At 39.1% G+C, this 22,706-nt stretch carries 27 protein-coding genes; 25 read left to right on the top strand and 2 right to left on the bottom strand.

The genetic code is table 11. From position 1 onward, the window contains the following. Window positions 1–137 precede the first annotated feature (137 nt). The 11 genes from glpX (at window position 138) to JFU23_RS14675 (ending at window position 11,015) form a co-directional block, all read left to right on the top strand. The gene (gene glpX / locus JFU23_RS14725; protein ID WP_002016310.1) at window positions 138–1,103 is read left to right on the top strand and encodes a class II fructose-bisphosphatase; all 966 of its coding nucleotides are present in this window, start codon (window positions 138–140) and stop codon (window positions 1,101–1,103) included. Between the two features lie 504 nt (window positions 1,104–1,607). Next, window positions 1,608–2,879 (top strand): transcription termination factor Rho, encoded by a 1,272-nt coding sequence (rho, locus tag JFU23_RS14720; protein WP_002016308.1) that lies wholly within the window; start codon window positions 1,608–1,610, stop codon window positions 2,877–2,879. A gap of 569 nt (window positions 2,880–3,448) precedes the next feature. Next, the gene (locus JFU23_RS14715) at window positions 3,449–3,694 is read left to right on the top strand and encodes a type B 50S ribosomal protein L31 (protein WP_000643447.1); all 246 of its coding nucleotides are present in this window, start codon (window positions 3,449–3,451) and stop codon (window positions 3,692–3,694) included. A gap of 110 nt (window positions 3,695–3,804) precedes the next feature. Continuing rightward, window positions 3,805–4,389 (top strand): thymidine kinase, encoded by a 585-nt coding sequence (locus JFU23_RS14710; RefSeq protein ID WP_000281086.1) that lies wholly within the window; start codon window positions 3,805–3,807, stop codon window positions 4,387–4,389. Window positions 4,390–5,110: 721 nt separating this feature from the next. Then, window positions 5,111–6,178, top strand: a complete 1,068-nt coding sequence (gene prfA, locus JFU23_RS14705; RefSeq protein ID WP_002139009.1) for a peptide chain release factor 1 — start codon at window positions 5,111–5,113, stop codon at window positions 6,176–6,178. Then, window positions 6,178–7,029 (top strand): peptide chain release factor N(5)-glutamine methyltransferase, encoded by an 852-nt coding sequence (gene prmC, locus JFU23_RS14700; protein ID WP_201032176.1) that lies wholly within the window; start codon window positions 6,178–6,180, stop codon window positions 7,027–7,029. The genes prfA and prmC overlap by 1 nt, the downstream gene beginning before the upstream one ends. Window positions 7,030–7,360: 331 nt before the next feature. Beyond that, on the top strand, window positions 7,361–8,221 hold the full coding sequence (spoIIR, locus tag JFU23_RS14695; RefSeq protein ID WP_085312859.1) for a stage II sporulation protein R: 861 nt from the start codon (window positions 7,361–7,363) through the stop codon (window positions 8,219–8,221). 49 nt (window positions 8,222–8,270) lie between these two features. Continuing rightward, entirely contained in the window at window positions 8,271–8,729 is a 459-nt protein-coding gene (locus tag JFU23_RS14690) for a GNAT family N-acetyltransferase (RefSeq protein WP_201032175.1), read from the top strand. 108 nt (window positions 8,730–8,837) lie between these two features. After that, window positions 8,838–9,878, top strand: a complete 1,041-nt coding sequence (locus JFU23_RS14685; protein WP_002016299.1) for an L-threonylcarbamoyladenylate synthase — start codon at window positions 8,838–8,840, stop codon at window positions 9,876–9,878. A gap of 77 nt (window positions 9,879–9,955) precedes the next feature. After that, window positions 9,956–10,504 (top strand): manganese efflux pump MntP, encoded by a 549-nt coding sequence (locus JFU23_RS14680; RefSeq protein ID WP_201032174.1) that lies wholly within the window; start codon window positions 9,956–9,958, stop codon window positions 10,502–10,504. 232 nt (window positions 10,505–10,736) lie between these two features. Beyond that, on the top strand, window positions 10,737–11,015 hold the full coding sequence (locus tag JFU23_RS14675; RefSeq protein ID WP_002034899.1) for a DUF3935 domain-containing protein: 279 nt from the start codon (window positions 10,737–10,739) through the stop codon (window positions 11,013–11,015). Between the two features lie 429 nt (window positions 11,016–11,444). Here the strand turns inward: JFU23_RS14675 and JFU23_RS14670 are convergent, their stop codons facing one another. Both JFU23_RS14670 and JFU23_RS14665 read right to left on the bottom strand, forming a co-directional pair. After that, a complete protein-coding gene (locus JFU23_RS14670; RefSeq protein ID WP_201032173.1) occupies window positions 11,445–12,056 on the bottom strand; it encodes a flavin reductase family protein in 612 nt (203 codons plus the stop codon). A gap of 165 nt (window positions 12,057–12,221) precedes the next feature. Next, window positions 12,222–12,608 carry a DoxX family protein gene (locus tag JFU23_RS14665; protein WP_002068579.1) on the bottom strand — a complete coding sequence of 129 codons (387 nt, stop codon included), beginning with the start codon at window positions 12,606–12,608 and terminating at the stop codon, window positions 12,222–12,224. Window positions 12,609–12,994: 386 nt separating this feature from the next. Here JFU23_RS14665 and JFU23_RS14660 point away from each other — a divergent pair, with 386 nt between their 5' ends. From JFU23_RS14660 to atpA, 14 genes are all read left to right on the top strand, one after another. Next, window positions 12,995–13,492 (top strand): PTS sugar transporter subunit IIA, encoded by a 498-nt coding sequence (locus JFU23_RS14660; protein WP_002016294.1) that lies wholly within the window; start codon window positions 12,995–12,997, stop codon window positions 13,490–13,492. A gap of 301 nt (window positions 13,493–13,793) precedes the next feature. After that, a complete protein-coding gene (locus JFU23_RS14655; RefSeq protein ID WP_002130066.1) occupies window positions 13,794–14,234 on the top strand; it encodes a low molecular weight protein arginine phosphatase in 441 nt (146 codons plus the stop codon). 96 nt (window positions 14,235–14,330) lie between these two features. After that, complete coding sequence (gene rpiB / locus JFU23_RS14650) at window positions 14,331–14,774, top strand: ribose 5-phosphate isomerase B (RefSeq protein WP_000869917.1); 444 nt, start codon at window positions 14,331–14,333, stop codon at window positions 14,772–14,774. 66 nt (window positions 14,775–14,840) lie between these two features. Then, window positions 14,841–15,413: a TIGR01440 family protein gene (locus JFU23_RS14645; protein ID WP_002130064.1), complete on the top strand. Its 573-nt coding sequence runs from the start codon at window positions 14,841–14,843 to the stop codon at window positions 15,411–15,413. A gap of 253 nt (window positions 15,414–15,666) precedes the next feature. Then, window positions 15,667–16,908, top strand: a complete 1,242-nt coding sequence (gene glyA, locus JFU23_RS14640; protein ID WP_002143868.1) for a serine hydroxymethyltransferase — start codon at window positions 15,667–15,669, stop codon at window positions 16,906–16,908. Window positions 16,909–17,180: 272 nt separating this feature from the next. Continuing rightward, complete coding sequence (gene upp, locus JFU23_RS14635; protein ID WP_000517533.1) at window positions 17,181–17,810, top strand: uracil phosphoribosyltransferase; 630 nt, start codon at window positions 17,181–17,183, stop codon at window positions 17,808–17,810. A gap of 380 nt (window positions 17,811–18,190) precedes the next feature. Then, complete coding sequence (locus JFU23_RS14630) at window positions 18,191–18,304, top strand: DUF4024 domain-containing protein (protein WP_000232963.1); 114 nt, start codon at window positions 18,191–18,193, stop codon at window positions 18,302–18,304. A gap of 26 nt (window positions 18,305–18,330) precedes the next feature. After that, window positions 18,331–18,555 carry an AtpZ/AtpI family protein gene (locus JFU23_RS14625; protein WP_002089742.1) on the top strand — a complete coding sequence of 75 codons (225 nt, stop codon included), beginning with the start codon at window positions 18,331–18,333 and terminating at the stop codon, window positions 18,553–18,555. Next, complete coding sequence (locus tag JFU23_RS14620) at window positions 18,555–18,947, top strand: ATP synthase subunit I (protein WP_002016288.1); 393 nt, start codon at window positions 18,555–18,557, stop codon at window positions 18,945–18,947. Before JFU23_RS14625 ends, JFU23_RS14620 begins: the two co-directional genes overlap by 1 nt. Before the next feature lie 7 nt (window positions 18,948–18,954). Continuing rightward, complete coding sequence (gene atpB / locus JFU23_RS14615) at window positions 18,955–19,674, top strand: F0F1 ATP synthase subunit A (protein WP_201032172.1); 720 nt, start codon at window positions 18,955–18,957, stop codon at window positions 19,672–19,674. Between the two features lie 56 nt (window positions 19,675–19,730). Further along, the gene (atpE, locus tag JFU23_RS14610) at window positions 19,731–19,949 is read left to right on the top strand and encodes a F0F1 ATP synthase subunit C (RefSeq protein ID WP_000052064.1); all 219 of its coding nucleotides are present in this window, start codon (window positions 19,731–19,733) and stop codon (window positions 19,947–19,949) included. A gap of 129 nt (window positions 19,950–20,078) precedes the next feature. Continuing rightward, entirely contained in the window at window positions 20,079–20,585 is a 507-nt protein-coding gene (atpF, locus tag JFU23_RS14605) for a F0F1 ATP synthase subunit B (RefSeq protein ID WP_002016287.1), read from the top strand. Then, on the top strand, window positions 20,582–21,124 hold the full coding sequence (gene atpH, locus JFU23_RS14600; RefSeq protein WP_002130060.1) for a F0F1 ATP synthase subunit delta: 543 nt from the start codon (window positions 20,582–20,584) through the stop codon (window positions 21,122–21,124). The genes atpF and atpH overlap by 4 nt, the downstream gene beginning before the upstream one ends. Window positions 21,125–21,135: 11 nt before the next feature. Continuing rightward, entirely contained in the window at window positions 21,136–22,644 is a 1,509-nt protein-coding gene (gene atpA / locus JFU23_RS14595; protein WP_002016284.1) for a F0F1 ATP synthase subunit alpha, read from the top strand. Window positions 22,645–22,706: the final 62 nt, after the last annotated feature.

The raw sequence follows: 22,706 nt of genomic DNA, 5'->3' as shown, positions 1-22,706 counted from the left end.
CTCACCAATCGGGATAAGGTGGTGATACTTCCGTTAATGGGGAGCGAAGAATCACTACTAACGGAAGTACACTTTATAGAAAAATAAGGTTCACAAAATACGGCAGAAATATAAAGGCTTAAAGGAGAGGGATTATCGTGGAAAGAAGTTTATCTATGGAGTTAGTACGTGTAACAGAGGCTGCAGCATTATCATCAGCGCGTTGGATGGGGCGCGGGAAAAAAGATGAGGCAGATGGTGCAGCAACATCAGCTATGCGTGATGTATTTGATACAATTCCGATGAAAGGTACAGTTGTAATTGGCGAAGGTGAAATGGATGAAGCGCCAATGCTATATATCGGAGAAAAATTGGGTACAGGATATGGACCACGCGTAGACGTTGCAGTTGATCCTTTAGAAGGGACAAATATCGTAGCGGCTGGCGGCTGGAATGCGCTTGCTGTTATTGCAATTGCAGATCACGGCAATTTGTTACATGCTCCTGACATGTACATGGATAAAATAGCGGTTGGTCCAGAAGCAGTTGGTGCAGTTGATATTGACGCACCTATTATCGACAACTTACGTGCAGTTGCGAAAGCGAAAAATAAAGATATCGAAGATGTTGTAGCGACAGTTTTAAACCGTCCACGTCATCAAGCAATTATCGAAGAAATTCGTAAAGCTGGTGCTCGTATTAAATTAATTAACGATGGAGATGTAGCTGGAGCAATCAATACAGCATTTGACCGTACTGGTGTAGATATTCTATTCGGTTCTGGTGGAGCACCTGAAGGTGTATTAGCTGCGGTCGCATTAAAATGCTTAGGTGGAGAAATTCATGGGAAGCTCTTACCTCAAAACGAAGCTGAACTAGCTCGTTGTAAAAGAATGGGTATTGAAGATATCAATCGTATCCTTCGTATGGAAGACTTAGTAAAAGGTGACGATGCAATCTTTGCAGCAACAGGTGTAACAGACGGAGAACTATTACGAGGCGTTCAATTTAAAGGTAGCGTCGGAACAACACAATCCCTTGTTATGCGTGCAAAATCAGGCACAGTACGCTTCGTAGACGGCCGCCATAGCTTAAATAAAAAACCGAATTTGGTTATTAAATAAAAAGTGCAAGCGGCTCGTTCAGAAGGGGAGGGGGATGGAGCTTCAGACGAAGAGGCGCTTTTTGCCTCGCAGGAAGAAGTGAAGCCACCGACCATTCTAGCCGCTGGAACTGGATTAAGTAAAAAGTGCAAGCGGCTCGTTTAGAATCGCAGGACACTTCAAACTCCTGACGAAGAGGCGCTTTTTGCCTCGCAGGAAGAAGCGAAACCACCGACCATTCTAGCTGCTGAAGCTGGATTAAATAAAAGCAGAAATGCCTTATCTATTCTGCCTTAAAATCAGGTGAGTAGAAAAAAGAAAGAAATATGAAAAGGCGAAGACAAATTTTCTTGTCTTCGCTTCTTGTATTTGTGTTTCAACGTATTGATTAAAACTAGATAAAAGGGTTACAATAGTGAATATTATCCTACTTGAACTTATTGCCTTTCATTATTATTTATTTGCCTTCCGTATTTTTCCCTTTACCCATGTGAAAAGAGAATAAAGTTAAAGTGTGGTGTCTGAATGAATTTGTCAATTGCAGCATTAGAAAACATGAAATTAAAAGAGTTATACGAGCTTGCGAAGGAATTTAAGATTTCGTATTACAGCAAGTTAACGAAAAAAGAGCTAATCTTCTCTATCTTAAAAGCTCGAGCAGAAAAAGAAGGTTTCTTTTTCATGGAAGGCGTATTAGAAATTATTCAATCAGAAGGATTTGGATTCTTACGTCCTATCAATTATTCTCCAAGCTCAGAAGATATTTATATCTCGGCTTCGCAAATTCGTCGTTTCGATTTACGTAATGGAGATAAGGTTTCTGGTAAAGTACGACCTCCGAAAGAAAATGAGCGCTATTTTGGATTGCTACAAGTTGAAGCTGTAAATGGAGATGATCCAGACTCAGCAAAAGAGCGTGTACATTTCCCTGCATTAACACCGTTATACCCAGATCGCCAAATGAAATTGGAGACGGAAACGAAAAAGTTACCGACACGCATCATGGATTTAATCGCACCAGTTGGATTTGGACAACGTGGTTTAATTGTTGCGCCTCCAAAGGCTGGTAAAACAAGTCTGTTAAAAGAAATTGCACACAGTGTCACAACAAATCATCCGGAAGCAGAATTAATTGTACTTTTAATTGATGAGCGTCCAGAGGAAGTAACAGATATTGAACGTTCTGTTAAAGGTGATGTTGTAAGTTCTACTTTTGATGAAGTGCCAGAGAATCATATTAAAGTAGCGGAGCTTGTATTAGAGCGTGCAATGCGTCTTGTAGAACATAAAAGGGACGTTGTCATTTTAATGGATAGTATTACCCGTTTAGCGCGTGCTTACAACCTTGTTATTCCGCCAAGTGGTAGAACCTTATCGGGTGGTATTGATCCTGCTGCTTTTCATAGACCGAAGCGTTTCTTTGGGGCTGCGCGTAATATCGAAGAGGGCGGTAGCCTAACGATTTTAGCAACAGCGCTTGTTGATACAGGGTCTCGTATGGATGATGTAATTTACGAGGAGTTTAAAGGAACTGGAAATATGGAACTTCACTTAGATCGCTCATTAGCTGAGCGCCGTATCTTCCCAGCGATTGATATTCGTCGCTCTGGTACGCGTAAAGAAGACCTATTAATTCCGAAAGAACATTTAGACAAGCTGTGGGGTATTCGTAAAACAATGCGTGATACACCAGACTTTGTTGAAGGCTTCTTACGTAAACTTCGTCAAACAAAGACAAATGAAGAATTTTTACAAAACATTGTTGCAGACTCAAAAAGGTATGTAACCACTAAGTAAAGGGAAAAGATGGGGACTCGCTTATTTCGTAGTAAGCGAGTTTTTTATGTTTTTAAGGGAATATTAGAGAGTAATATATGGAAAAAAATTTGTTTTTTAAGATGGAAATCATATTTGGATTGAGAGCTTGAAGTGCCCTACGATTCTGGGCGAGCCGCTTGCGCTTTAAGGTGTATCTAGTTCCATCTCCAGCGGCTAGAATGGTCGGTGGCTTCGCTTCTTCCTACGAGGCAAAAAGCGCCTCTACGTCAGAAGCTCCATCCACCTCTCATTCTGAACAAGCCGCTTGTGCTTTTAGGTATATCCAGCTCCAACGGCTAGAATCTCCGGCCATTTCGCTCTCTCGGTCGAAGCAAAAAGCGCTTCTTGGTCGAGAGCTTGAAGTGACCTGGATTCTGAACGAGCCGCTTGTGCTTTTAATTTTTAAAAAGACAAAAACAGGTAGTTGCAAAATGGAGTTAGCCTTGTTATAATTTCATCATATGTGTTTCATCAATATAGTTGTGTAAGCAGCTGAAGATGAAAAACTCTGTTTCGAAAATGATTCAGGGCGGAAGGAGATGAAAAGAATGAAAGCAGGAATCCATCCAAATTACAATAAAGTTGTATTTATGGACACGAACACTGGCTTCAAATTCTTAAGCGGGTCTACAAAAGGCTCTAGCGAAACTGTTGAGTGGGAAGATGGTAACACTTATCCATTACTAAAAATTGAGATCAGTTCTGATTCTCACCCATTCTACACTGGACGTCAGAAGTTTGCTACTGCAGACGGACGTGTTGACCGCTTCAATAAGAAATACGGCATCAAGTAATAAAGAACATAAAACAGGCAAGTGTATGTATTCGCTTGTCTGTTTTTTTTGCGAAAATATTAAACCTTTACCCTACTTTGGATTAGGAAAGTAGATGAAAGGAGAGCTCAATGTACTTAATGAATCAAAATGGTTGGATTGAAGTGATTTGCGGGAGTATGTTTTCTGGGAAATCAGAAGAGCTCATCCGCCGTATACGCCGTACACAATTTGCGAAACAACATGCGATTGTATTTAAACCATGTATTGATAATCGTTATAGTGAAGAAGATGTTGTATCACATAATGGATTAAAGGTTAAAGCAGTTCCTGTTTCAGCTTCAAAAGATATATTTAACCATGTAACAGAAGAAATGGATGTTATTGCAATCGATGAGGTACAATTTTTTGATGGGGACATTGTGGAAGTGGTGCAAGTATTGGCAAATCGTGGCTATCGTGTCATTGTAGCTGGATTAGACCAAGATTTCCGTGGTCTACCATTTGGACAAGTTCCTCAGCTGATGGCGATTGCTGAACATGTAACTAAATTGCAGGCAGTTTGTTCTGCATGTGGATCTCCTGCAAGTCGTACGCAACGTTTAATCGATGGAGAACCAGCGGCATTTGATGATCCAATTATTTTAGTTGGGGCTTCAGAATCGTATGAACCACGTTGTCGTCATTGTCATGCAGTACCTACAAAACAAAGATAAGTGAAACTCGCTATGTAGAGCGGGTTTTTTTCGAAAATAGATGAAGATTGGTGGCAAGCTCTTCGTGTCTAAGAACCGCCGCAACTCAAGGTGAAAAGCACCTTTTGTGCGAGAGAACCTTAGCCAGTCAGAGCTGAGCGAGCCGCTTGCGCTTTTAAATATTATCTAGCTCCAGCGGCTAGAATGGTCGGTGGTTTCGCTTCTTCCTGCGAGGCAAAGGGCGCCTCTCTGTCAGAAGCTCCAACCTCCTCCCATTCTGAGCGAGCCGCTTGCGCTTTAAATATTATCTAGCTCCAGCGGCTAGAATGGTCGGTGGTTTCGCTTCTTCCTGCGAGGCAAAGGGCGCCTCTCTGTCAGAAGCTCCAACCTCCTCCCATTCTGAGCGAGCCGCTTGCGCTTTAAATATTATCTAGCTCCAGCGGCTAGAATCTCCGGCCATTTCACTCTCTCGCTCGAAGCAAAAAGCGCTTCAAGGTCGAGAGTTCCAATGTCCTGCGATTCTGAGCAAGCCGCTTACGCTTTTAAATATTATCTAGCTCCAGCGGCTAGAATCTCCGGCCATTTCACTCTCTCGCTCGAAGCAAAAAGCGCTTCAAGGTCGAGAGTTCCAATGTCCTGCGATTCTGAGCAAGCCGCTTACGCTTTTAAATATAATTTGCGTTTTTTTGATTAAGTACCATATACTATTTGTATTAGATACTAGGATGTAGAGGTGAATGGTGTGTTAGATCGTTTGCAAGCTGTAGAAAATCGTTATGAGAAGTTGAATGAATTGTTAAGTGACCCAGAGGTTATTAGCGATACAAATAAGCTTCGTGAGTATTCAAAAGAGCAATCTGATATTCAGGACACGGTAGAGGTGTACCGTGAGTATAAAGATGTTCGTGAGCAATTACGAGATGCAAAAGCAATGTTAGAAGATAAGTTAGACGCTGATATGCGTGATATGGTAAAAGAAGAGGTTTCTGAATTAGAAGGACAAGAGAAAACATTATCAGAACGTCTGAAAATTTTACTTGTTCCAAAAGACCCTAATGATGATAAAAACGTTATCGTTGAGGTTCGTGGCGCTGCTGGTGGTGACGAGGCAGCTTTATTTGCTGGTGATTTATATCGTATGTATAGCCGTTATGCTGAGGTGCAAGGTTGGAAAACTGAAATTATCGAAGCGAGCTATACAGAGTTAGGTGGATATAAAGAGATTATCTTTATGATTAATGGTAAAGGTGCTTTCGCGAAGCTGAAATTCGAGAATGGTGCTCACCGTGTGCAACGTGTTCCTGAAACGGAATCTGGTGGACGTATTCATACATCTACAGCAACTGTAGCTGTACTACCAGAGGCAGAAGAAGTAGAAATTAATATTCATGAAAAAGATGTTCGTGTTGATACGTTTGCTTCTAGTGGTCCTGGTGGACAAAGCGTTAATACAACGATGTCAGCGGTACGTTTAACGCATTTACCGACTGGTGTAGTTGTATCTTGTCAGGATGAGAAATCACAAATTAAGAATAAAGAAAAAGCGATGAAAGTATTACGCGCACGTGTTTATGATAAATTTAGACAAGAAGCGCAAGCTGAGTATGATCAAAACCGTAAACAAGCTGTTGGTACGGGAGATCGTTCAGAGCGTATTCGTACGTATAACTTCCCGCAAAACCGTGTTACAGACCATCGAATCGGTTTAACGATTCAAAAGCTAGATCAAATCCTACAAGGTAAGTTAGATGATTTCATCAATGCCTTAGTGATGGAAGATCAGGCGCAAAAGATGGAGGCAGCTGAGTAATGCGTGTCTATGAAGCCCTGAAATGGGCTTCTTCTTTTTTACAGGAAAATGGACGAGATGAAAATGCGGGAGAAATTGTCCTTTGTCATGTATTAAAGACGAACAGAACCGGAATGCTCATGAATATGCGTGAAGAAATAACTGCGGAACAAGAGAAAAGTTTTGCACAATTTATCCACAAGCATGTAGAAGGTATTCCGATCCAATATATGCTCGGTTATGAAATGTTTTATGGCCGATCATTCTTTGTAAATGAAGAGGTATTGATACCAAGACCGGAAACAGAGGAACTTATAGTTGGAGTGCTAGAGAGAATTGAGCGCCATTTCGGTAATGAGGAGCTTCACATAGCGGATATTGGAACAGGTAGTGGAGCGATTTCTATTACGCTCGCTTTAGAAAATAAAAATCTTCATGTGTATACAGTAGATATCGCACAGGAGTCGATTGAAGTTGCAAAAGAAAATGCAAAAACTTTAGGGGCGGATGTAACTTTCTATCACGGCGATTTACTATCTCCGTTTTATGAAACAGGTCAGAAGTTAGATGTTGTTGTTTCCAATCCTCCGTACATACCAGAGGAAGATTGGCGTGGTCTTTCTAATGTTGTGAAGGAGCATGAGCCGAAGCGTGCGCTTGTTGGTGGGGAAGATGGACTAGATTTCTATCGTCGTTTTATGGAGGAATTGCCGAATGTATTACAGAACAAGGCGATTGTGGCGTTTGAAATTGGTGTAGGGCAAGGTGAAGATGTGAAAGCATTATTACAGCAAACTTTCCCGCGCGCTCAAGTTGAAGTTGTATTTGATATTAATGGAAAAGATCGCATGGTATTTGCAGAGATGGAGTAAGGCATAAGCCTTACTCTATTTTTTGTATGAAAAATTCGTAACTACTCAGCCATACATTTTATTTAGAATTTTGGTAAGGGGTATCATTTCAGCGAAAATAAGCTATAGATTGCTGTCATAAAGATAAAAATGGACATACACCTTGTTGCCTGTCTTTGTTTTAAAACTTTGCGTGTGGCAGGAAAAGGCCCTGGCCGCCCCTATACATAGCCAGTCCTTCTCGCCAATTAAAAAAATGCTTTTCTATCGGTTTTTTATATAGATTTTGAATTTAATAGTTTAGAAAGATGAAAGTCTGTCCACACTGTTTCTAGAGGGGACGGTGGAGGAAATGAAAAAACAAGTTATTGCTTACTTTCTTTTATTATTAATTGGTGCACAGTTACTTGTGCAGTTTGGATATATGAAAGCTGATGCAAAAGGGCCTACTGTTATTCCGAAAGAGGCCGTTCGATTACGTATTTTAGCTAATAGTGATTCCGATAAAGATCAGGCATTAAAACGTAAAGTACGTGATGAAGTGAAAGCGCAAATTGATGGATGGGTAGCGGATTTAACGTCATTTGAAGAAGCTCGAAAAGTAATTCAAAATCATATTCCTGAAATTGAAAAGACAGTGGCGAATACGCTGAAAAGAGAGGGGAGTAAAGAAGCGTTTCAAGTGAAATTCGGTAAGAATGTGAAGTTTCCTACAAAGGTATATGGGAATTTTATTTATCCGGCAGGAGAATATGAAGCGGTACTTATTACAATCGGAAAAGGTGAAGGTGCAAACTGGTGGTGTGTATTATTTCCACCGATGTGTTTCTTAGATTTTTCAAGTGGTACAGCTGTAAGGAAAGAAGAACATGTTGTGAAAGCTGAATCTCCTGAAGAGGAGCAGGTGAGACAATCAGATGAGGAAGTGGTGGATGTACCGGAGAAGAAAGAGGATAAGGTGAAAGAAAAGAAAGTAGTAAAGCCGGAAAAAGCTGAAAAAGTAACAGCACAGGAAAAGAAAGTAGTAAAACACGAAACACAAGTAGAAGAACAGCCTGTAAAAAAAGTAGAAACAAAAACTGTGGAAAAAGTGGAGAAACCTGTGGAGCAAAAACAAGAAAGGCAAAATGAATATGTAACAGTAGAAGAGGAGGAGAAACCAGAGGTTAAATTATTTATCGTCGAAGCTTTTACATCTTTATTCTCTAAATAGTGCTATTAATAAATCCTTCCTCATATATATCAATGAGGAGGGATTTACTATGAAGAACGTTTATTTTGCTACGAAAGCAGATGTAGAAAAATTACATTCTTTTTTCGGACAAGCTAATAAAAAAGATGATAAAATAAATGAGTTGTACGCACAATTTATGATCTTGGAAGAGGCGGGAGAAATACGAGCGGTAATTGGATATGAACAAAGTGGAGAAAATGCACTTATCCGTTCTTGTTTATTCACACCGAATGTGGATAAACAGACTTTCTTATATTTTTTCGAGATGTTTTTGCAGTATATGAAAGAAAAAGATATTCGACAATTGTACTTACTCACAAATCATCCACAATCTGTGACCATCTTTCAGTTTTTTAACTTTGTCATTATAGAGAAAGAGGAAGTGCCAGAGGAAATTCGACAGTTAGAACACTTTTGTAAAAATATAAAAGAGCTAAATGCAATAATACTAAATTGTCAGCTATTCACAAAGTTATCCACGGATTAACAAGGTTTATCCACATTTTGTGGATAAACCTTGTTTGTCTTTTGGATAAATCTCATAGTAAACTAAAAATAGACAAGTATTTCATGGTAGAAAAGGACGTGGGAAAAAATGCATACAAATATGTGGGTTGTGGATAATGTTGTGGAAAGAAAAAAATATTATCCACAATTAAAAGAAGCAGCGAGATTATTAAGAGAAAATGAAGCGGTGGCCTTCCCAACGGAAACGGTATATGGGTTAGGAGCAAACGCAATGGATGATGAAGCGATAGCGAAAATTTTTGAAGCGAAAGGGAGGCCGAGCGATAATCCACTGATTGTCCACATAGGAACAAAATCTCAGTTAGATGGTATCGTAAGAGAAATTCCGCCGGTTGCAGAAAAGTTAATGGAGCATTTTTGGCCAGGACCATTAACAATCATTTTACCGAGAAAAAAAGGGATTTCAGAGAGGGTTACAGCAGGACTTAATACAGTCGGAGTGAGGATGCCCGATCATCCAGTAGCGCTCGCCCTTATTGAAGAGGCAAACGTGCCTGTTGCGGCACCGAGTGCGAATCGTTCAGGACGCCCAAGTCCAACGTTAGCTTCTCATGTGTATGAAGATTTAAATGGGAAAATTGCTGGTATTGTTGATGGCGGGGCAACAGGAGTAGGCGTTGAATCAACTGTAATTGATTGTACGAGCGAGGTTCCGACGATTTTACGTCCAGGTGGGATTACGAAGGAGCAATTAGAGGCCGTGATAGGAAATGTTTCTTTAGATCCAGCTTTAAAGGATGAGAAAGAAAAACCGAAATCACCTGGAATGAAATATACACATTATGCACCGAAAGCGCCACTTAGTATTGTTGAAGGGTCCCGTGAGTTTATTCAACGTATTGTGGATGAGAAAAAGAAAGAAGGATTTAAAGTAGGTGTATTAACGACAGAAGAGTATCAGCATGTGTATAGTGCAGATGTTGTATTGTCTTGTGGTGTGCGAAGCGATTTAGCCAGCGTTGCGACTAAGTTATATGATGTGCTTAGAACGTTTGATGCAAGTGAAGTAGATGTTATTTTTAGTGAATCATTCCCGAATGAAGGCATAGGAAATGCAATTATGAATCGTTTAACAAAAGCTGCGGGACATCAGATTATTATTGAATGATAATGTACCTTTAGCAAACAGAATATTTCTCCTCGGATAAGCATATTGTGAAGTAGCACGTCCGAGGGGGGATATGAATGACACTTGAACAATTAATACCTTTAATAATTATGGCATTTGCCCTGGGGATGGATGCATTTTCAGTGAGCCTCGGTATGGGGATGGTAACATTAAAGTTAAGACAAATCCTTTATATAGGTATGACGATTGGGATATTTCATATTATTATGCCATTTATCGGAATGGTACTAGGACGTTTTCTATCAGAGAGGTATGGGGATGTCGCAAATTTTGCAGGAGCCATTTTATTAATTGGGCTAGGGTTCCATATCGTATATTCGTCTATTTTAGAAGGGGAAGAGACTAGAACTGCTCCAATTGGAATTAGTTTATTTGTATTTGCATTTGGTGTCAGTATAGATAGTTTTTCAGTAGGTCTTAGTCTTGGAATTTACGGAGCAGAGACAATTATTACGATATTATTGTTCGGACTAATAAGTATGTTACTGGCTTGGATGGGTTTATTGCTTGGTAGCCATGCCAAAAATATACTTGGCACATACGGTGAAATAGTAGGTGGTATTATTCTTGTTGGGTTTGGATTGTATCTCCTTTTTCCTATATAATTTTATGTAGGAGGGAATTATGAACAAGCTATTGGAATGGTATGTTAAGCTTTTAACCTCCTTTCCTCGATGGCTAAGAAGACTTATAATATTGGGTGTTATTTTGCAAATTTCGATGTTAGGTTGGATTAAGTTAATCCGTGAATGGTGAGATAGTTCCTTTCTGTGCATAGTTTCGTTTGTACTATATTGATCACACTAAAAAATTACAAATATAGAAAGGATGAGATGAATGACGAGATTGAAGCAAGTTTTTGGTATTATTATTAGTTTTTTTGTTTTTTGGTTCAGTATGCTCGGTGTACAAATGTTTGCTGAGTTTTTAGATATTGAGTCATTGAAGTTTGTTGCAGGAAAATCGGAGGCGGCGCGTACTTTTTATTCTCCGTACCCTTTTTTAATTGTTTTCCTTATTACGTTACTTTCCTTATATTTCTTTGTAATAAAGCTTGGTAGATCTAAAAAAGAGAAATTCCCGGCATTAGAGGAGAAGAACGAAGAATTACGATAAAAAATCCCCCGCTTTCAGCGGGGGGTTATGTTTAGGTGATGGAAGTGAACGGGCCCCTTGCGCTTTTAGGGGATATATCCAGTTCCAGTGGCCAGCGGTTAGAATGGTCGGTGGCTTCGCGTCTTCCTCTACGTCAGGAGCTCCATCCTCCTCTCATTCTGAGCGAGCCGCTTCCGCCTTTAGGGTGTGATATCCAGTTCCGGCGACTAGCTCTTCGCATCTAAGAACCTTCCGCCCGAAAGGCAAAAAGCGCCTTTCGGGCGAAAGAACCTTAGCCGGTCAGAGCTGAACGAGTCGCCTCCACTTTTAGTCGGTATCCAGCTCCAGCGGCTAGAATCTCCGGTCATTTCGCTCTCTCGCTCGAAGCAAAAAGCGCTTCAAGGTCGAGAGCTCCAATGTCCTGCGATTCTGAGCGAGCCGCTTGCGCTTTTAAATCGGCCTCACTAATTCAAATTGTTCTCCTAGTTTTGCGTAGTTGTGTCCTGCTAGGCGGCTTATTGGTTTTAGTTCTTCGGCGTGAATTCGGCCGTTTTCGTATAAGTGTTCAGCGACGTGAAAGCGGACGACGCGGCCGATTAGTAGGTCACAAGCTGGCGAGTCTTCGGTTCCGCCGAGTGGGATGGCGCGTTCTAATATGCACTCCATTCGAATGTTTGCTTCTTTAACCCCTGGTACTGAAATGATATCACTGTCAATCGGTGTTAGTTTTGCTAATTCGATTTCACTTTCATTAGGAGGTAGGTTCGCTGCTGTTTCGTTGATCGCTTCTACGTAAGATTCATCAGAAATATGTACGACAAATTCTCCTTTTTCTATTGCGTTTCTGGAAGTGTCTTTCGGTTTTCCTTCTTTGCGTTGTACTGAAACTGAGATAAGTGGTGGATTGGCAGCGACGATATTGAAATAACTATATGGCGCACCGTTCAATACGCCATCTTTAGTTACAGAAGTAACGAATGCAACAGGACGTGGAATGATACTTCCTGTTAGTAATTTGTAATTATCTTTTTCGGTTTGTTCGTTTGGATTAATGGATAACATGTTGTAATCCCCTTTCTAAATATGAATACTTATTGTTCCTTTACAAGATATCAATGGGAATCTCCTGCTGAAAATAATATTTTTTTGATGATGTAAAAAAGAGATTACCTCGATTGTACTGAAGTAATCTCTTTTTTGGTAAATATCTTGAAATAGAGATAAATATTAAAGTAAAACGTAAGCGCCAGGTCCAATTAAAGCTACACCGATAGCGACAGCGATTAACATTAAATTATATTCGAATCCGTTTTGTGTTACCCAGTAACCATTTTTTCCGTGAACTGTGAAAATTGCTACTAACATTGTTCCTACGATGAATAAAGAACCAACTACAGTGAAAATACCTGCTGCGAATAAGAAACCACCTAATAGTTCAGTTGCGCCAGCCATAAATGCCATAAACACACCAGGACGTAAGCCGATTGACTCCATCCAGCCGCCAGTTCCCTTTAAGCCGTAACCGCCGAACCAACCAAATAATTTTTGAGCACCATGACCCATGAATGTAATTCCTATAATAAGACGAATAATAAGAAGACCGATATCCATCATTTTAAAAACCTCCTAAAAGTTATTAACTTATCTTATGTAAGTAATAATAAAATAGTTACTTACTTTAGTCAAGTAGATTTCAACAAAAATTTGAAAGGAATTTTACAAATTAACAACAAAAAATAAAATGTAGTAAAGACCTCTAGACAAGTAAGTTAAAAAAAGAGAAAATATAAGTAGAAGTTAACTTCTCATTGTTATTCAGACAATCAGAATTGACTGGAATTTTGTGAAGCGCTACAATAAGAGTCTAGTAGTAATGACATGATTTATTTCGAAAGAGTTTTTACAGTATAACATTCGAAGTATGAAGTCTTACGTGTATTTCGATCTTGAATAGAGATTGCCCTATAAACTTTTAGGTAAATTATAAGGAGGACTATCCTATGTTTAAAAAATTATTCGGTTTTGGTTCAAAAACAAATGAAGAAACAATCGTAGCTCCATTAACTGGAGCAGTGAAAAATATTGAAGAAGTACCAGATCCAGTATTCGCTGGTCGTATGATGGGTGACGGTGTTGCGATCGATCCTACTGAAGGTGTAGTTGTATCTCCAGTTGATGGTGAAATCGTACAATTATTCCACACGAAACATGCTATTGGAATTAAAGCGAAAAACGGTACAGAAATTTTAATCCACGTTGGATTAGAAACTGTAAAAATGGAAGGTGAAGGTTTCGAAGCTCACGTTTCTGAAGGACAAGCTGTAAAAGCTGGAGATAAATTAATCTCATTTGACTTAGAATTAATTCGTGAAAAAGCGAAAAGCACAATTACTCCAATCGTTATTACAAACACAGATGCAGCTGAGTCTATTAAGACAACTGTAGGTGTAACAGCTACAAAAGGTTCAACAGAAGTAATGAAAGTTACAATGAAATAATTATTTGATAGAAGGAATCCGTTTCATATGAAATGGATTCCTTATTTTGTTTCGTAGTGTGTTCATTATGTATGGTAAAATACTTTGGGCACTTGGAAATAGGGTTTCATATATGTGGATAAGGCGCATTTTTCTTAGAAAAATGCGCCTTTCTTATATTCACATTTCTTTTGTTCTATTCTAATGTACGCTATGATAAAGTGAAGGCTAATAATCAGCGGAGGGTGTTCATCCCCCGCTGATTATTAGCCTTCACCAATCGGGATAAATGTAGGAAACAGAAAAAAAGGGGTGGGTTTAGATGAAACGGGTGTTATTTGTTTGCACTGGAAATACATGCCGTAGTCCGATGGCTGAGGCTTTGCTTCGTCATTATGGAGAAGGTAAATTTGAAGTGCAATCTGCTGGTGTCTTCGCCTATCCTGGAAGCGATGTGTCGATACATGCAAAGGAAGCTTTAGCTGAAAAAGGAATTGTAATCGATCATGCTGCGCAGCAGGTAAACGATACTTTGGTTGATTGGGCGGATATTGTAGTAACAATGACGGAAAACCATAAGCAAATTGTACTTGGGTATTATCCGAGCGTGGAAAAGAAATTGGATACATTATATGGATTAACTGAGGGTGTAAGTAAGGATATTTCAGATCCATTTGGCGGATCGCTTTCTATTTATAAAGAAACGTTAGAAGAGATGGAAAAACTTGTACAAACTTTACTGAAAAAACATTCAGAAGGTTGATGTTTCGTGTATAATACGATATTGGAGATCACTTTGTTCCATTAAGGTAGCGAGTGTGAAATGAAGATAATTGATTGAAACTTCGGAGGGGTAAAAATGAAAGTAGTAGTAGCATCTGATCACGGCGGTATGAATATCCGTAAAGAACTTGTAAGTTTATTAGAAGAGTTAAATATTGAATATATTGATTTAGGTTGTGAATGTGAAGCTGGTTCTGTTGATTACCCTGATTTTGCGTTTCCAGCAGCAGAAATGGTCGCGAATGGTGAAGTGGATCGTGGTATTTTAGTTTGCGGGACAGGTATTGGTATGTCAATCGCAGCAAACAAAGTAAATGGTATTCGTTGTGCATTAGTTCATGATACTTTCAGTGCGAAAGCGACGAGAGAGCATAATGACACTAACATGTTAGCGATGGGCGAGCGTGTAATTGGAGCTGGTCTAGCGCGTGATATCGCGAAAATTTGGCTAACAACTGACTATGAAGGTGGCCGTCACGAAAACCGCGTAGGAAAAATTAAAACGTACGAAACAAAGTAATAGATTCTAACTATAAGTAGTATGAAATATAATTTGGTGAACCAACCTGTGAAAGGAAGAGGCGTAATGACAGAAATCGTAAAGGTAAGAGAACAGCTACAAATGTCGCTTTCTGATTTCCAAGAACAAGCCACGCTGCAAAGTGGTCAAATTTTTGTAGTGGGGTGTAGCACGAGCGAAGTGCTAGGTGAAAGAATTGGAACATCAGGAACGATGGAAGTGGCAGAGGCGATTTTTTCTGAATTAAAACAATTTCAAGAGAGAACAGGTATTGAATTGGCGTTTCAATGTTGTGAGCATTTAAATCGTGCTTTAGTAGTTGAGAGAGATGTAGCGATGAAATATCAATTTGAAATTGTAACAGTTACGCCTGTTAGATCAGCAGGTGGTGCATTAGCGACGTATGCGTATCACAATTTTAAAGATCCGGTAGTAATTGAGTTTATTAAAGCAGATGCAGGAATGGATATCGGCGATACATTTATCGGTATGCATTTAAAGCATGTAGCTGTACCGGTTCGTACAAGTGTGAAGGAAATAGGAAGTGCGCATGTAACGATGGCGAAAACACGTGGGAAACTAATAGGTGGAGCACGTGCCGTTTATGCGGCAAATGAAGAAGCTATTCCTTGCCGTTAAACATGAAAAATTATAAAGTCTTATAACAGCTGTATATCGAAAGGTAAAAGGTATGTAGTCTGACTTTATAATAGAAGAAAGAAAAGACCAATTTTGGTCTTTTTTTTTCTTTTATGATATAGAAAGTCATGTTAGAATGTAGTTGAAAACATGAAGGTTCGAAAGAATTACAACCTGAATTTTCGTTTTTTCTGAATAAATGAGAAAAAACTATTGGGAATTGATGTAATTCGTTCAGAAAAGGGGGATTTTGGTGAATCATTTAAAACGTCAAGATGAAAAGGTATTTGCTGCAATTGAGGCAGAACTAGGAAGACAGCGTTCAAAGATCGAGCTAATTGCTTCGGAAAACTTCGTAAGTGAAGCGGTAATGGAGGCGCAAGGTTCTGTTCTAACGAATAAGTATGCTGAAGGATATCCTGGAAAACGTTACTATGGTGGTTGTGAACACGTAGACGTAGTAGAAGATATCGCACGTGATCGCGCGAAAGAAATTTTTGGCGCAGAGCATGTAAATGTTCAACCACATTCTGGTGCACAAGCGAACATGGCAGTATACTTTACGATTTTAGAGCAAGGCGATACAGTACTTGGTATGAATTTATCTCATGGTGGTCACTTAACACACGGAAGCCCTGTTAACTTCAGTGGAGTACAATATAATTTCGTAGAATATGGCGTGGATGCTGAATCTCACCGTATTAATTACGATGATGTATTAGCAAAAGCGAAAGAACATAAACCAAAATTAATCGTTGCAGGTGCAAGTGCATATCCTCGTGTTATCGATTTCAAACGATTCCGTGAGATTGCAGATGAAGTGGGTGCATACTTTATGGTTGATATGGCACATATCGCTGGTTTAGTAGCTGCTGGTTTACATCCAAACCCAGTACCACATGCACATTTCGTTACAACGACAACACATAAAACATTACGTGGTCCACGTGGTGGTATGATTTTATGTGAAGAGCAATTTGCAAAACAAATTGATAAATCAATCTTCCCTGGTATTCAAGGTGGCCCACTTATGCACGTAATTGCTGCAAAAGCTGTTGCATTTGGTGAGACACTACAAGATGAGTTTAAAACATATGCACAACATATCATTAATAATGCGAACCGCTTAGCTGAAGGCCTTCAAAAGGAAGGACTTACACTTGTTTCTGGTGGAACAGACAATCATTTAATCTTAATTGATGTTCGTAACTTAGAAATTACAGGTAAAGTAGCAGAGCACGTATTAGATGAAGTTGGTATTACAGTGAACAAAAATACAATTCCATTTGAAACAGCAAGCCCATTTGTAACAAGCGGCGTACGTATCGGTACAGCAGCTGTAACATCTCGTGGTTTCGGTTTAGAAGAAATGGATGAAATTGCGGCACTTATTGCTTATACATTAAAAAATCATGAGAATGAAGTTGCATTAGAAGAAGCAAGTAAGCGTGTAGAAGCGTTAACGAGCAAATTCTCAATGTATACAGATCTATAATAGATTGAAAAAGACTGCTGAAACGTAATTGTTTTGGCAGTCTTTTTTGTGGACATATATTATTTTTAAAGTATGTATACAAATGATGAATAAATTTTGGCGATATAATGAAGGATACAGCTCCCATAATTGGTAAAGATACTAGATAGATTCATCGCAAAATCATGATTTTGCCAAATTTGCCCTTGAATATTAGTAGCGTTTTCTTTACAATCGTAAATAGTGTAAAGAAGCGTGTAAACGCATGAATATCATCTAAAGGAGAGATTCACATGGGAAAACTGTATGTATTTGATCACCCGTTAATTCAACATAAGATTACATATATTCGCGATAAGAATACAGGTACGAAAGATTTTCGTGAATTAGTGGACGAAGTAGCAAGCTTAATGGCTTTCGAGATTACTCGTGACCTTCCACTTGAAGACATTGAAATTGAAACGCCTGTAAGCAAAGCGACAACAAAAGTGATCGCTGGTAAAAAACTTGGTTTAATTCCGATTTTACGTGCAGGTTTAGGAATGGTTGATGGAATTCTGAAATTAATTCCAGCAGCAAAAGTAGGACACGTTGGTTTATACCGTGACCCTAAAACATTGCAACCGGTAGAATACTATGTGAAACTTCCAACGGATGTAGAAGAGCGTGACTTTATCGTACTAGATCCGATGCTAGCAACAGGTGGTTCTGCAGCTGAAGCAATTAATTCTCTGAAAAAGCGCGGTGCAAAGCAAATTAAATTAATGTGTATCGTAGCTGCTCCAGAAGGAGTAAAAGTAGTGCAGGAAGAGCATCCTGATGTTGATATTTATGTAGCGGCATTAGATGAGAAGTTAAATGACCATGGTTATGTAGTTCCAGGTCTTGGTGATGCTGGTGACCGTTTATTCGGAACGAAGTAAGACAACAGACGAGAGGGGGATTCCCCGCTCGTTTTTTTTTTTTTTCGCCCTCAGCGCACGGGGGAGGGGGAGATAAATATACAGGGTATATACAACATAAGTTATATACACATCACATATAATATAGAAGTCTTACGTCTCGGGGACACTATATTATAGAAGGAAAGCGCTATATCTTAAAAATATAATAGTGACAAACTTGTGAACATTTTCTTCTATTATAAAGAGAAAACTGTTAGAAATTGCATATCTCTAACCAGTATTTAGAAGGGGAACGTTTTCATTTTTGGGAGGAAATGCCTAATACTCAAATTTTTTGATTTTTTACGATTTCTCGTTGACACTGTTAATACCCTATTGTATGCTAACAACGGGGATAGATGGTAGGGCTTTCAGTGACAAAAATGCATCTATTCCGTGACGAAAATGTAAACTTTTTATTTTGTATAGAATTTATGCAGAAAAATGAGTTATTATTAACACATCGTGAATGAGGGTTACATATTGGAGGGATGAATCCTTGCAAAAAAACGATCGCAGCCATATAAAAGCGTATGCTTTAATGTCAGGAATACTTGCTCAGTTAGTTGGTTCTATTCTTATCGGAATCTTTGGTGGGCAATGGATTGATAATAAGGTTGGAACGTTTCCGTTGTTTCTTATTATAGGGTTATTACTCGGGTTAGGAACAGGGGTATACGCAATGATTCGACTCATTCAACATTACTATTCGGGAGAGCAATGATGATAGACGTACATGGACTTGTCCAACGACAAAAGAAATATATGTACTACTTGCTTGCGCTTCTAGTGCTAGGATGGGGAATTACCTCTTACAAGGATGTATTTCTTGGGCTGATTATCGGAACGATTTTCAGTTTTCTTAGTTTGCGCATCATTGCACGTAGAACAGACAAGCTATTAGATCGCGTAACAAATGGAGAAAACGTGAAGTTTAAGGCGACAGCGGTAAGTACATATTCTAGATTCGCCACGATTGGGTTATTAATTTTATTTGCAGCCAAATATCAAGAGTTAATTGCGATGTGGGGCTTAGGTGTAGGATTGCTGACAGGATACCTTGTCATGATCATAGATTTTCTTTATTTAGAGTATACGAGCAGGGAAGAGAGGTGAATTACTAGTGGAACACGGTAAATTAGTTGAATTTCTAGGTTTAACGTTCGATTTGTCATCAGTTATGATGGTTACTGTAGCAGCAGTTATTGTTTTCTTAATCGCTGTTATCGGAACTCGCAGCTTAGCGCTTCGCCCAACCGGGATGCAAAATTTCACGGAATGGGTGTTTGACTTCGTGAAAGGGATTATCAATAGTACGATGGATTGGAAAACAGGTGGACGTTTCTTAACGCTTGGCGTTACGCTTATCATGTTTATCATCGTATCGAACTTCCTTGGTTTACCATTCATGTATTCAACAGTTGAGGCTGGCGAACATATTGCATGGTGGAGATCACCAACGTCTGATCCAGCAGTTGCATTAACATTAGCCGTGATGGTAGTTACCCTCACCCATTATTATGGAATTAAGATGAAGGGTACGAAAGAATATGTTAAAGGTTATTTCCAACCTATGAAATTCTTATTCCCATTAAAGGTTATTGAGGAGTTTGCTAACACATTAACGTTAGGTCTTCGTTTATTTGGTAACATTTACGCAGGTGAAATCTTATTAGGATTACTTGCTAAGTTAGGCGGGGCATCATTCTTAGGAGCATTAGGTGCACTTGTACCGATGTTAGCATGGATGGGATTCAGCGTATTCGTTGGTTCAATCCAGTCATTTATTTTCGTAATGTTAACGATGGTTTATATGGCTCATAAAGTAAGCCATGACCATTAATATAATTTAAGTAAGAAAAAATTTATTTTTTTATAATACAAAGGAGGACAAATTAAATGAGTTTAGGTGTAATCGCAGCTGCAATTGCAATTGGTTTATCAGCATTAGGTGCAGGTATTGGTAACGGTCTTATCGTATCACGTACAATCGAAGGTGTTGCTCGTCAACCAGAATTAAAAGGCGCACTTCAAACAATTATGTTCATCGGGGTTGCATTAGTTGAGGCACTTCCAATTATCGGTGTAGTTATTGCTTTCATCGTAATGAACAAATAAGGGAGACTCCCCTTACATAGATGGCGAAGAGTGTTTTTCCGAACTTTCTTCGCCATTGCTTTATGAACGAAACGTATGTCTTTTTTTTTCATATGATCAATTTAGATATTTTGAAGGGAGTGAATCCTTGTGCCAACTTTATTATTAGGGGCTTCCATTCCATTTGGAACGATTGCTTATACATTGTTCATTTTCTTACTTCTATTAGTAATGCTACGCAAATTCGCGTGGGGTCCTTTAATGGGAATTATGAAAGAACGTGAAGAGCATGTTACTAATGAAATCGACGCTGCAGAAAGAAGTAATGCTGAAGCGAAGAAATTAGTAGAAGAACAACGTGAAATGTTAAAACAATCGCGTGTTGAAGCACAAGAGTTAATCGAAAGAGCGAAGAAACAAGCTGTAGATCAAAAGGATGTTATTGTTGCTGCTGCGAAAGAAGAAGCAGAATCAATTAAAACATCTGCTGTACAAGAAATTCAACGCGAAAAAGAGCAAGCGATTGCTGCTTTACAAGAACAAGTTGCTTCTTTATCTGTTCATATTGCTTCTAAAGTAATTGAAAAAGAATTAAAAGAAGAAGATCAAGTGAAGTTAATTCGCGATTATATTAAAGAAGTAGGAGAAGCGCGATGAGCAATGGGATTGTAGCAAAACGTTATGCTGTCGCTCTTTTCAAAATTGCAAAAGAAAAACACGTATTAGAAATGTTTGAAGAGGAATTACGCCTTGTACAAAACGTTTTTACAAAGAACGGAGAACTACATAGCTTTTTAACGCAACCGAACATTTCAAAAGAGCAGAAGAAAACGTTTCTTGCAAACGTATTCGCATCTGTTTCTGAATCTATTTTAAATACGTTATATATTTTAATTGATAACAAGCGTATTGATATCCTACCTGAAATTGCAAATGAATATGTTGTTCTTGCTAATGAAGAACGTAACGTAGCGGATGCAACTGTATATTCTATTCGTCTTCTATCGGAAGAAGAAAAACTTAACATTGCAGAAGCATTTGCAAAAAAAACAGGAAAAGATGCAATTCGCGTGAAAAATGTTGTGGATGAAGATTTACTAGGCGGCATTAAAGTACGTATTGGAAATCGCATTTACGACGGAAGCTTACAAGGAAAATTAGCACGTATTCAGCGTGAATTAATGAAGAATAGATAGGGGTGAAGCACATGAGCATCAGAGCTGAAGAAATTAGCGCACTGATAAAGCAACAAATCGAGAACTATCAGTCTGAAATCGAAGTTAGTGATGTTGGTACAGTTATCCAAGTTGGTGACGGTATTGCGCGTGCTCATGGTCTTGATAACGTTATGGCTGGTGAACTTGTAGAGTTCTCTAATGGCGTTATGGGACTAGCACAAAACTTAGAGGAAAACAACGTAGGTATCATTATTTTAGGACCTTACACAGAAATCCGTGAAGGTGACGAAGTTCGTCGTACTGGTCGCATCATGCAAGTACCAGTAGGAAAAGAACTAATCGGTCGTGTTGTAAACCCATTAGGTCAACCAGTTGATGGTTTAGGCCCAATCAATACAACAAACACTCGTCCAATCGAAAGTCCAGCACCAGGTGTAATGGATCGTAAATCTGTTCATGAACCACTTCAAACAGGTATTAAAGCGATCGATGCTCTTGTACCAATTGGCCGTGGTCAACGTGAGTTAATCATCGGTGACCGCCAAACAGGTAAAACAGCAGTTGCACTTGATACGATCATTAACCAAAAAGATGAAGATATGATTTGTATCTATGTAGCTATCGGACAAAAAGAGTCAACAGTACGTAACGTAGTAGAAACACTACGTAAGCACGGTGCATTAGATTACACAATCGTTGTAACTGCATCGGCTTCTCAACCAGCTCCATTATTATACCTAGCTCCTTACGCTGGTGTAACAATGGGTGAAGAGTTCATGTACAATGGTAAACATGTATTAGTAGTATATGATGACTTATCAAAACAAGCAGCGGCTTACCGTGAGCTTTCATTACTATTACGTCGTCCTCCAGGTCGTGAAGCATATCCAGGGGATGTATTCTACTTACATTCTCGCTTATTAGAGCGTGCGGCAAAATTAAGTGATGCAAGAGGCGGCGGTTCTTTAACTGCACTACCTTTCATCGAAACACAAGCAGGGGACGTATCAGCTTACATCCCAACAAACGTAATTTCTATTACGGATGGACAAATCTTCTTACAATCTGACCTATTCTTCTCTGGCGTACGTCCAGCAATCGATGCGGGTACTTCTGTATCTCGTGTAGGTGGATCAGCTCAGATTAAAGCGATGAGTAAAGTATCAGGTACACTTCGTCTTGACCTTGCATCTTATCGTGAGTTAGAAGCGTTCGCTCAGTTCGGTTCTGACCTTGATAAAGCAACACAAGCGAAATTAAACCGTGGTGCTCGTACAGTTGAGGTATTAAAACAAGGATTACACAAACCGTTACGTGTAGAGAAACAAGTTATCATTCTTTACGCTTTAACACGTGGATTCCTAGATGATATCCCAGTAGTAGATATCACTCGTTTCGAAGAAGAATTCCATGCTTGGTTAGATTCAAATGCAACTGACTTATTAAGCGAAATTCGCACAACTAAGAAACTTGCGGATGACGACAAATTTGCAGCAGCTATTAATGGATTTAAAAAAGTATTCGTAGCTTCTGAGTAATAAATAAAAGCGGAAGCGGCTCGTTCAGGCTGCTGAAGCTAGATAATATATAAAGGCATCTC

It is taken from the genome of Bacillus sp. TH50, from assembly GCF_016650565.1.
Classification (GTDB): Bacteria; Bacillota; Bacilli; order Bacillales; family Bacillaceae_G; genus Bacillus_A; species Bacillus_A mycoides.
Note: the sequence above shows the minus strand (reverse complement) of the source record. Positions and strands in the feature narration are given on the sequence as shown.

Excerpts from the sequence above, each read along its gene's own strand:
- rho (WP_002016308.1), top strand. The coding sequence starts at position 1,608 with ATGAATTTGTCAATTGCAGCATTAGAAAACATGAAATTAAAAGAGTTA.
- JFU23_RS14715 (WP_000643447.1), top strand. The coding sequence starts at position 3,449 with ATGAAAGCAGGAATCCATCCAAATTACAATAAAGTTGTATTTATGGAC.
- JFU23_RS14710 (WP_000281086.1), top strand. The coding sequence starts at position 3,805 with ATGTACTTAATGAATCAAAATGGTTGGATTGAAGTGATTTGCGGGAGT.
- prmC (WP_201032176.1), top strand. The coding sequence starts at position 6,178 with ATGCGTGTCTATGAAGCCCTGAAATGGGCTTCTTCTTTTTTACAGGAA.
- spoIIR (WP_085312859.1), top strand. The coding sequence starts at position 7,361 with ATGAAAAAACAAGTTATTGCTTACTTTCTTTTATTATTAATTGGTGCA.
- JFU23_RS14690 (WP_201032175.1), top strand. The coding sequence starts at position 8,271 with ATGAAGAACGTTTATTTTGCTACGAAAGCAGATGTAGAAAAATTACAT.
- JFU23_RS14685 (WP_002016299.1), top strand. The coding sequence starts at position 8,838 with ATGCATACAAATATGTGGGTTGTGGATAATGTTGTGGAAAGAAAAAAA.
- JFU23_RS14680 (WP_201032174.1), top strand. The coding sequence starts at position 9,956 with ATGACACTTGAACAATTAATACCTTTAATAATTATGGCATTTGCCCTG.
- JFU23_RS14675 (WP_002034899.1), top strand. The coding sequence starts at position 10,737 with ATGACGAGATTGAAGCAAGTTTTTGGTATTATTATTAGTTTTTTTGTT.
- JFU23_RS14670 (WP_201032173.1), bottom strand. The coding sequence starts at position 12,056 with ATGTTATCCATTAATCCAAACGAACAAACCGAAAAAGATAATTACAAA.
- JFU23_RS14665 (WP_002068579.1), bottom strand. The coding sequence starts at position 12,608 with ATGATGGATATCGGTCTTCTTATTATTCGTCTTATTATAGGAATTACA.
- JFU23_RS14660 (WP_002016294.1), top strand. The coding sequence starts at position 12,995 with ATGTTTAAAAAATTATTCGGTTTTGGTTCAAAAACAAATGAAGAAACA.
- JFU23_RS14655 (WP_002130066.1), top strand. The coding sequence starts at position 13,794 with ATGAAACGGGTGTTATTTGTTTGCACTGGAAATACATGCCGTAGTCCG.
- rpiB (WP_000869917.1), top strand. The coding sequence starts at position 14,331 with ATGAAAGTAGTAGTAGCATCTGATCACGGCGGTATGAATATCCGTAAA.
- JFU23_RS14645 (WP_002130064.1), top strand. The coding sequence starts at position 14,841 with ATGACAGAAATCGTAAAGGTAAGAGAACAGCTACAAATGTCGCTTTCT.
- upp (WP_000517533.1), top strand. The coding sequence starts at position 17,181 with ATGGGAAAACTGTATGTATTTGATCACCCGTTAATTCAACATAAGATT.
- JFU23_RS14630 (WP_000232963.1), top strand. The coding sequence starts at position 18,191 with ATGGTAGGGCTTTCAGTGACAAAAATGCATCTATTCCGTGACGAAAAT.
- JFU23_RS14620 (WP_002016288.1), top strand. The coding sequence starts at position 18,555 with ATGATAGACGTACATGGACTTGTCCAACGACAAAAGAAATATATGTAC.
- atpE (WP_000052064.1), top strand. The coding sequence starts at position 19,731 with ATGAGTTTAGGTGTAATCGCAGCTGCAATTGCAATTGGTTTATCAGCA.
- atpH (WP_002130060.1), top strand. The coding sequence starts at position 20,582 with ATGAGCAATGGGATTGTAGCAAAACGTTATGCTGTCGCTCTTTTCAAA.
- atpA (WP_002016284.1), top strand. The coding sequence starts at position 21,136 with ATGAGCATCAGAGCTGAAGAAATTAGCGCACTGATAAAGCAACAAATC.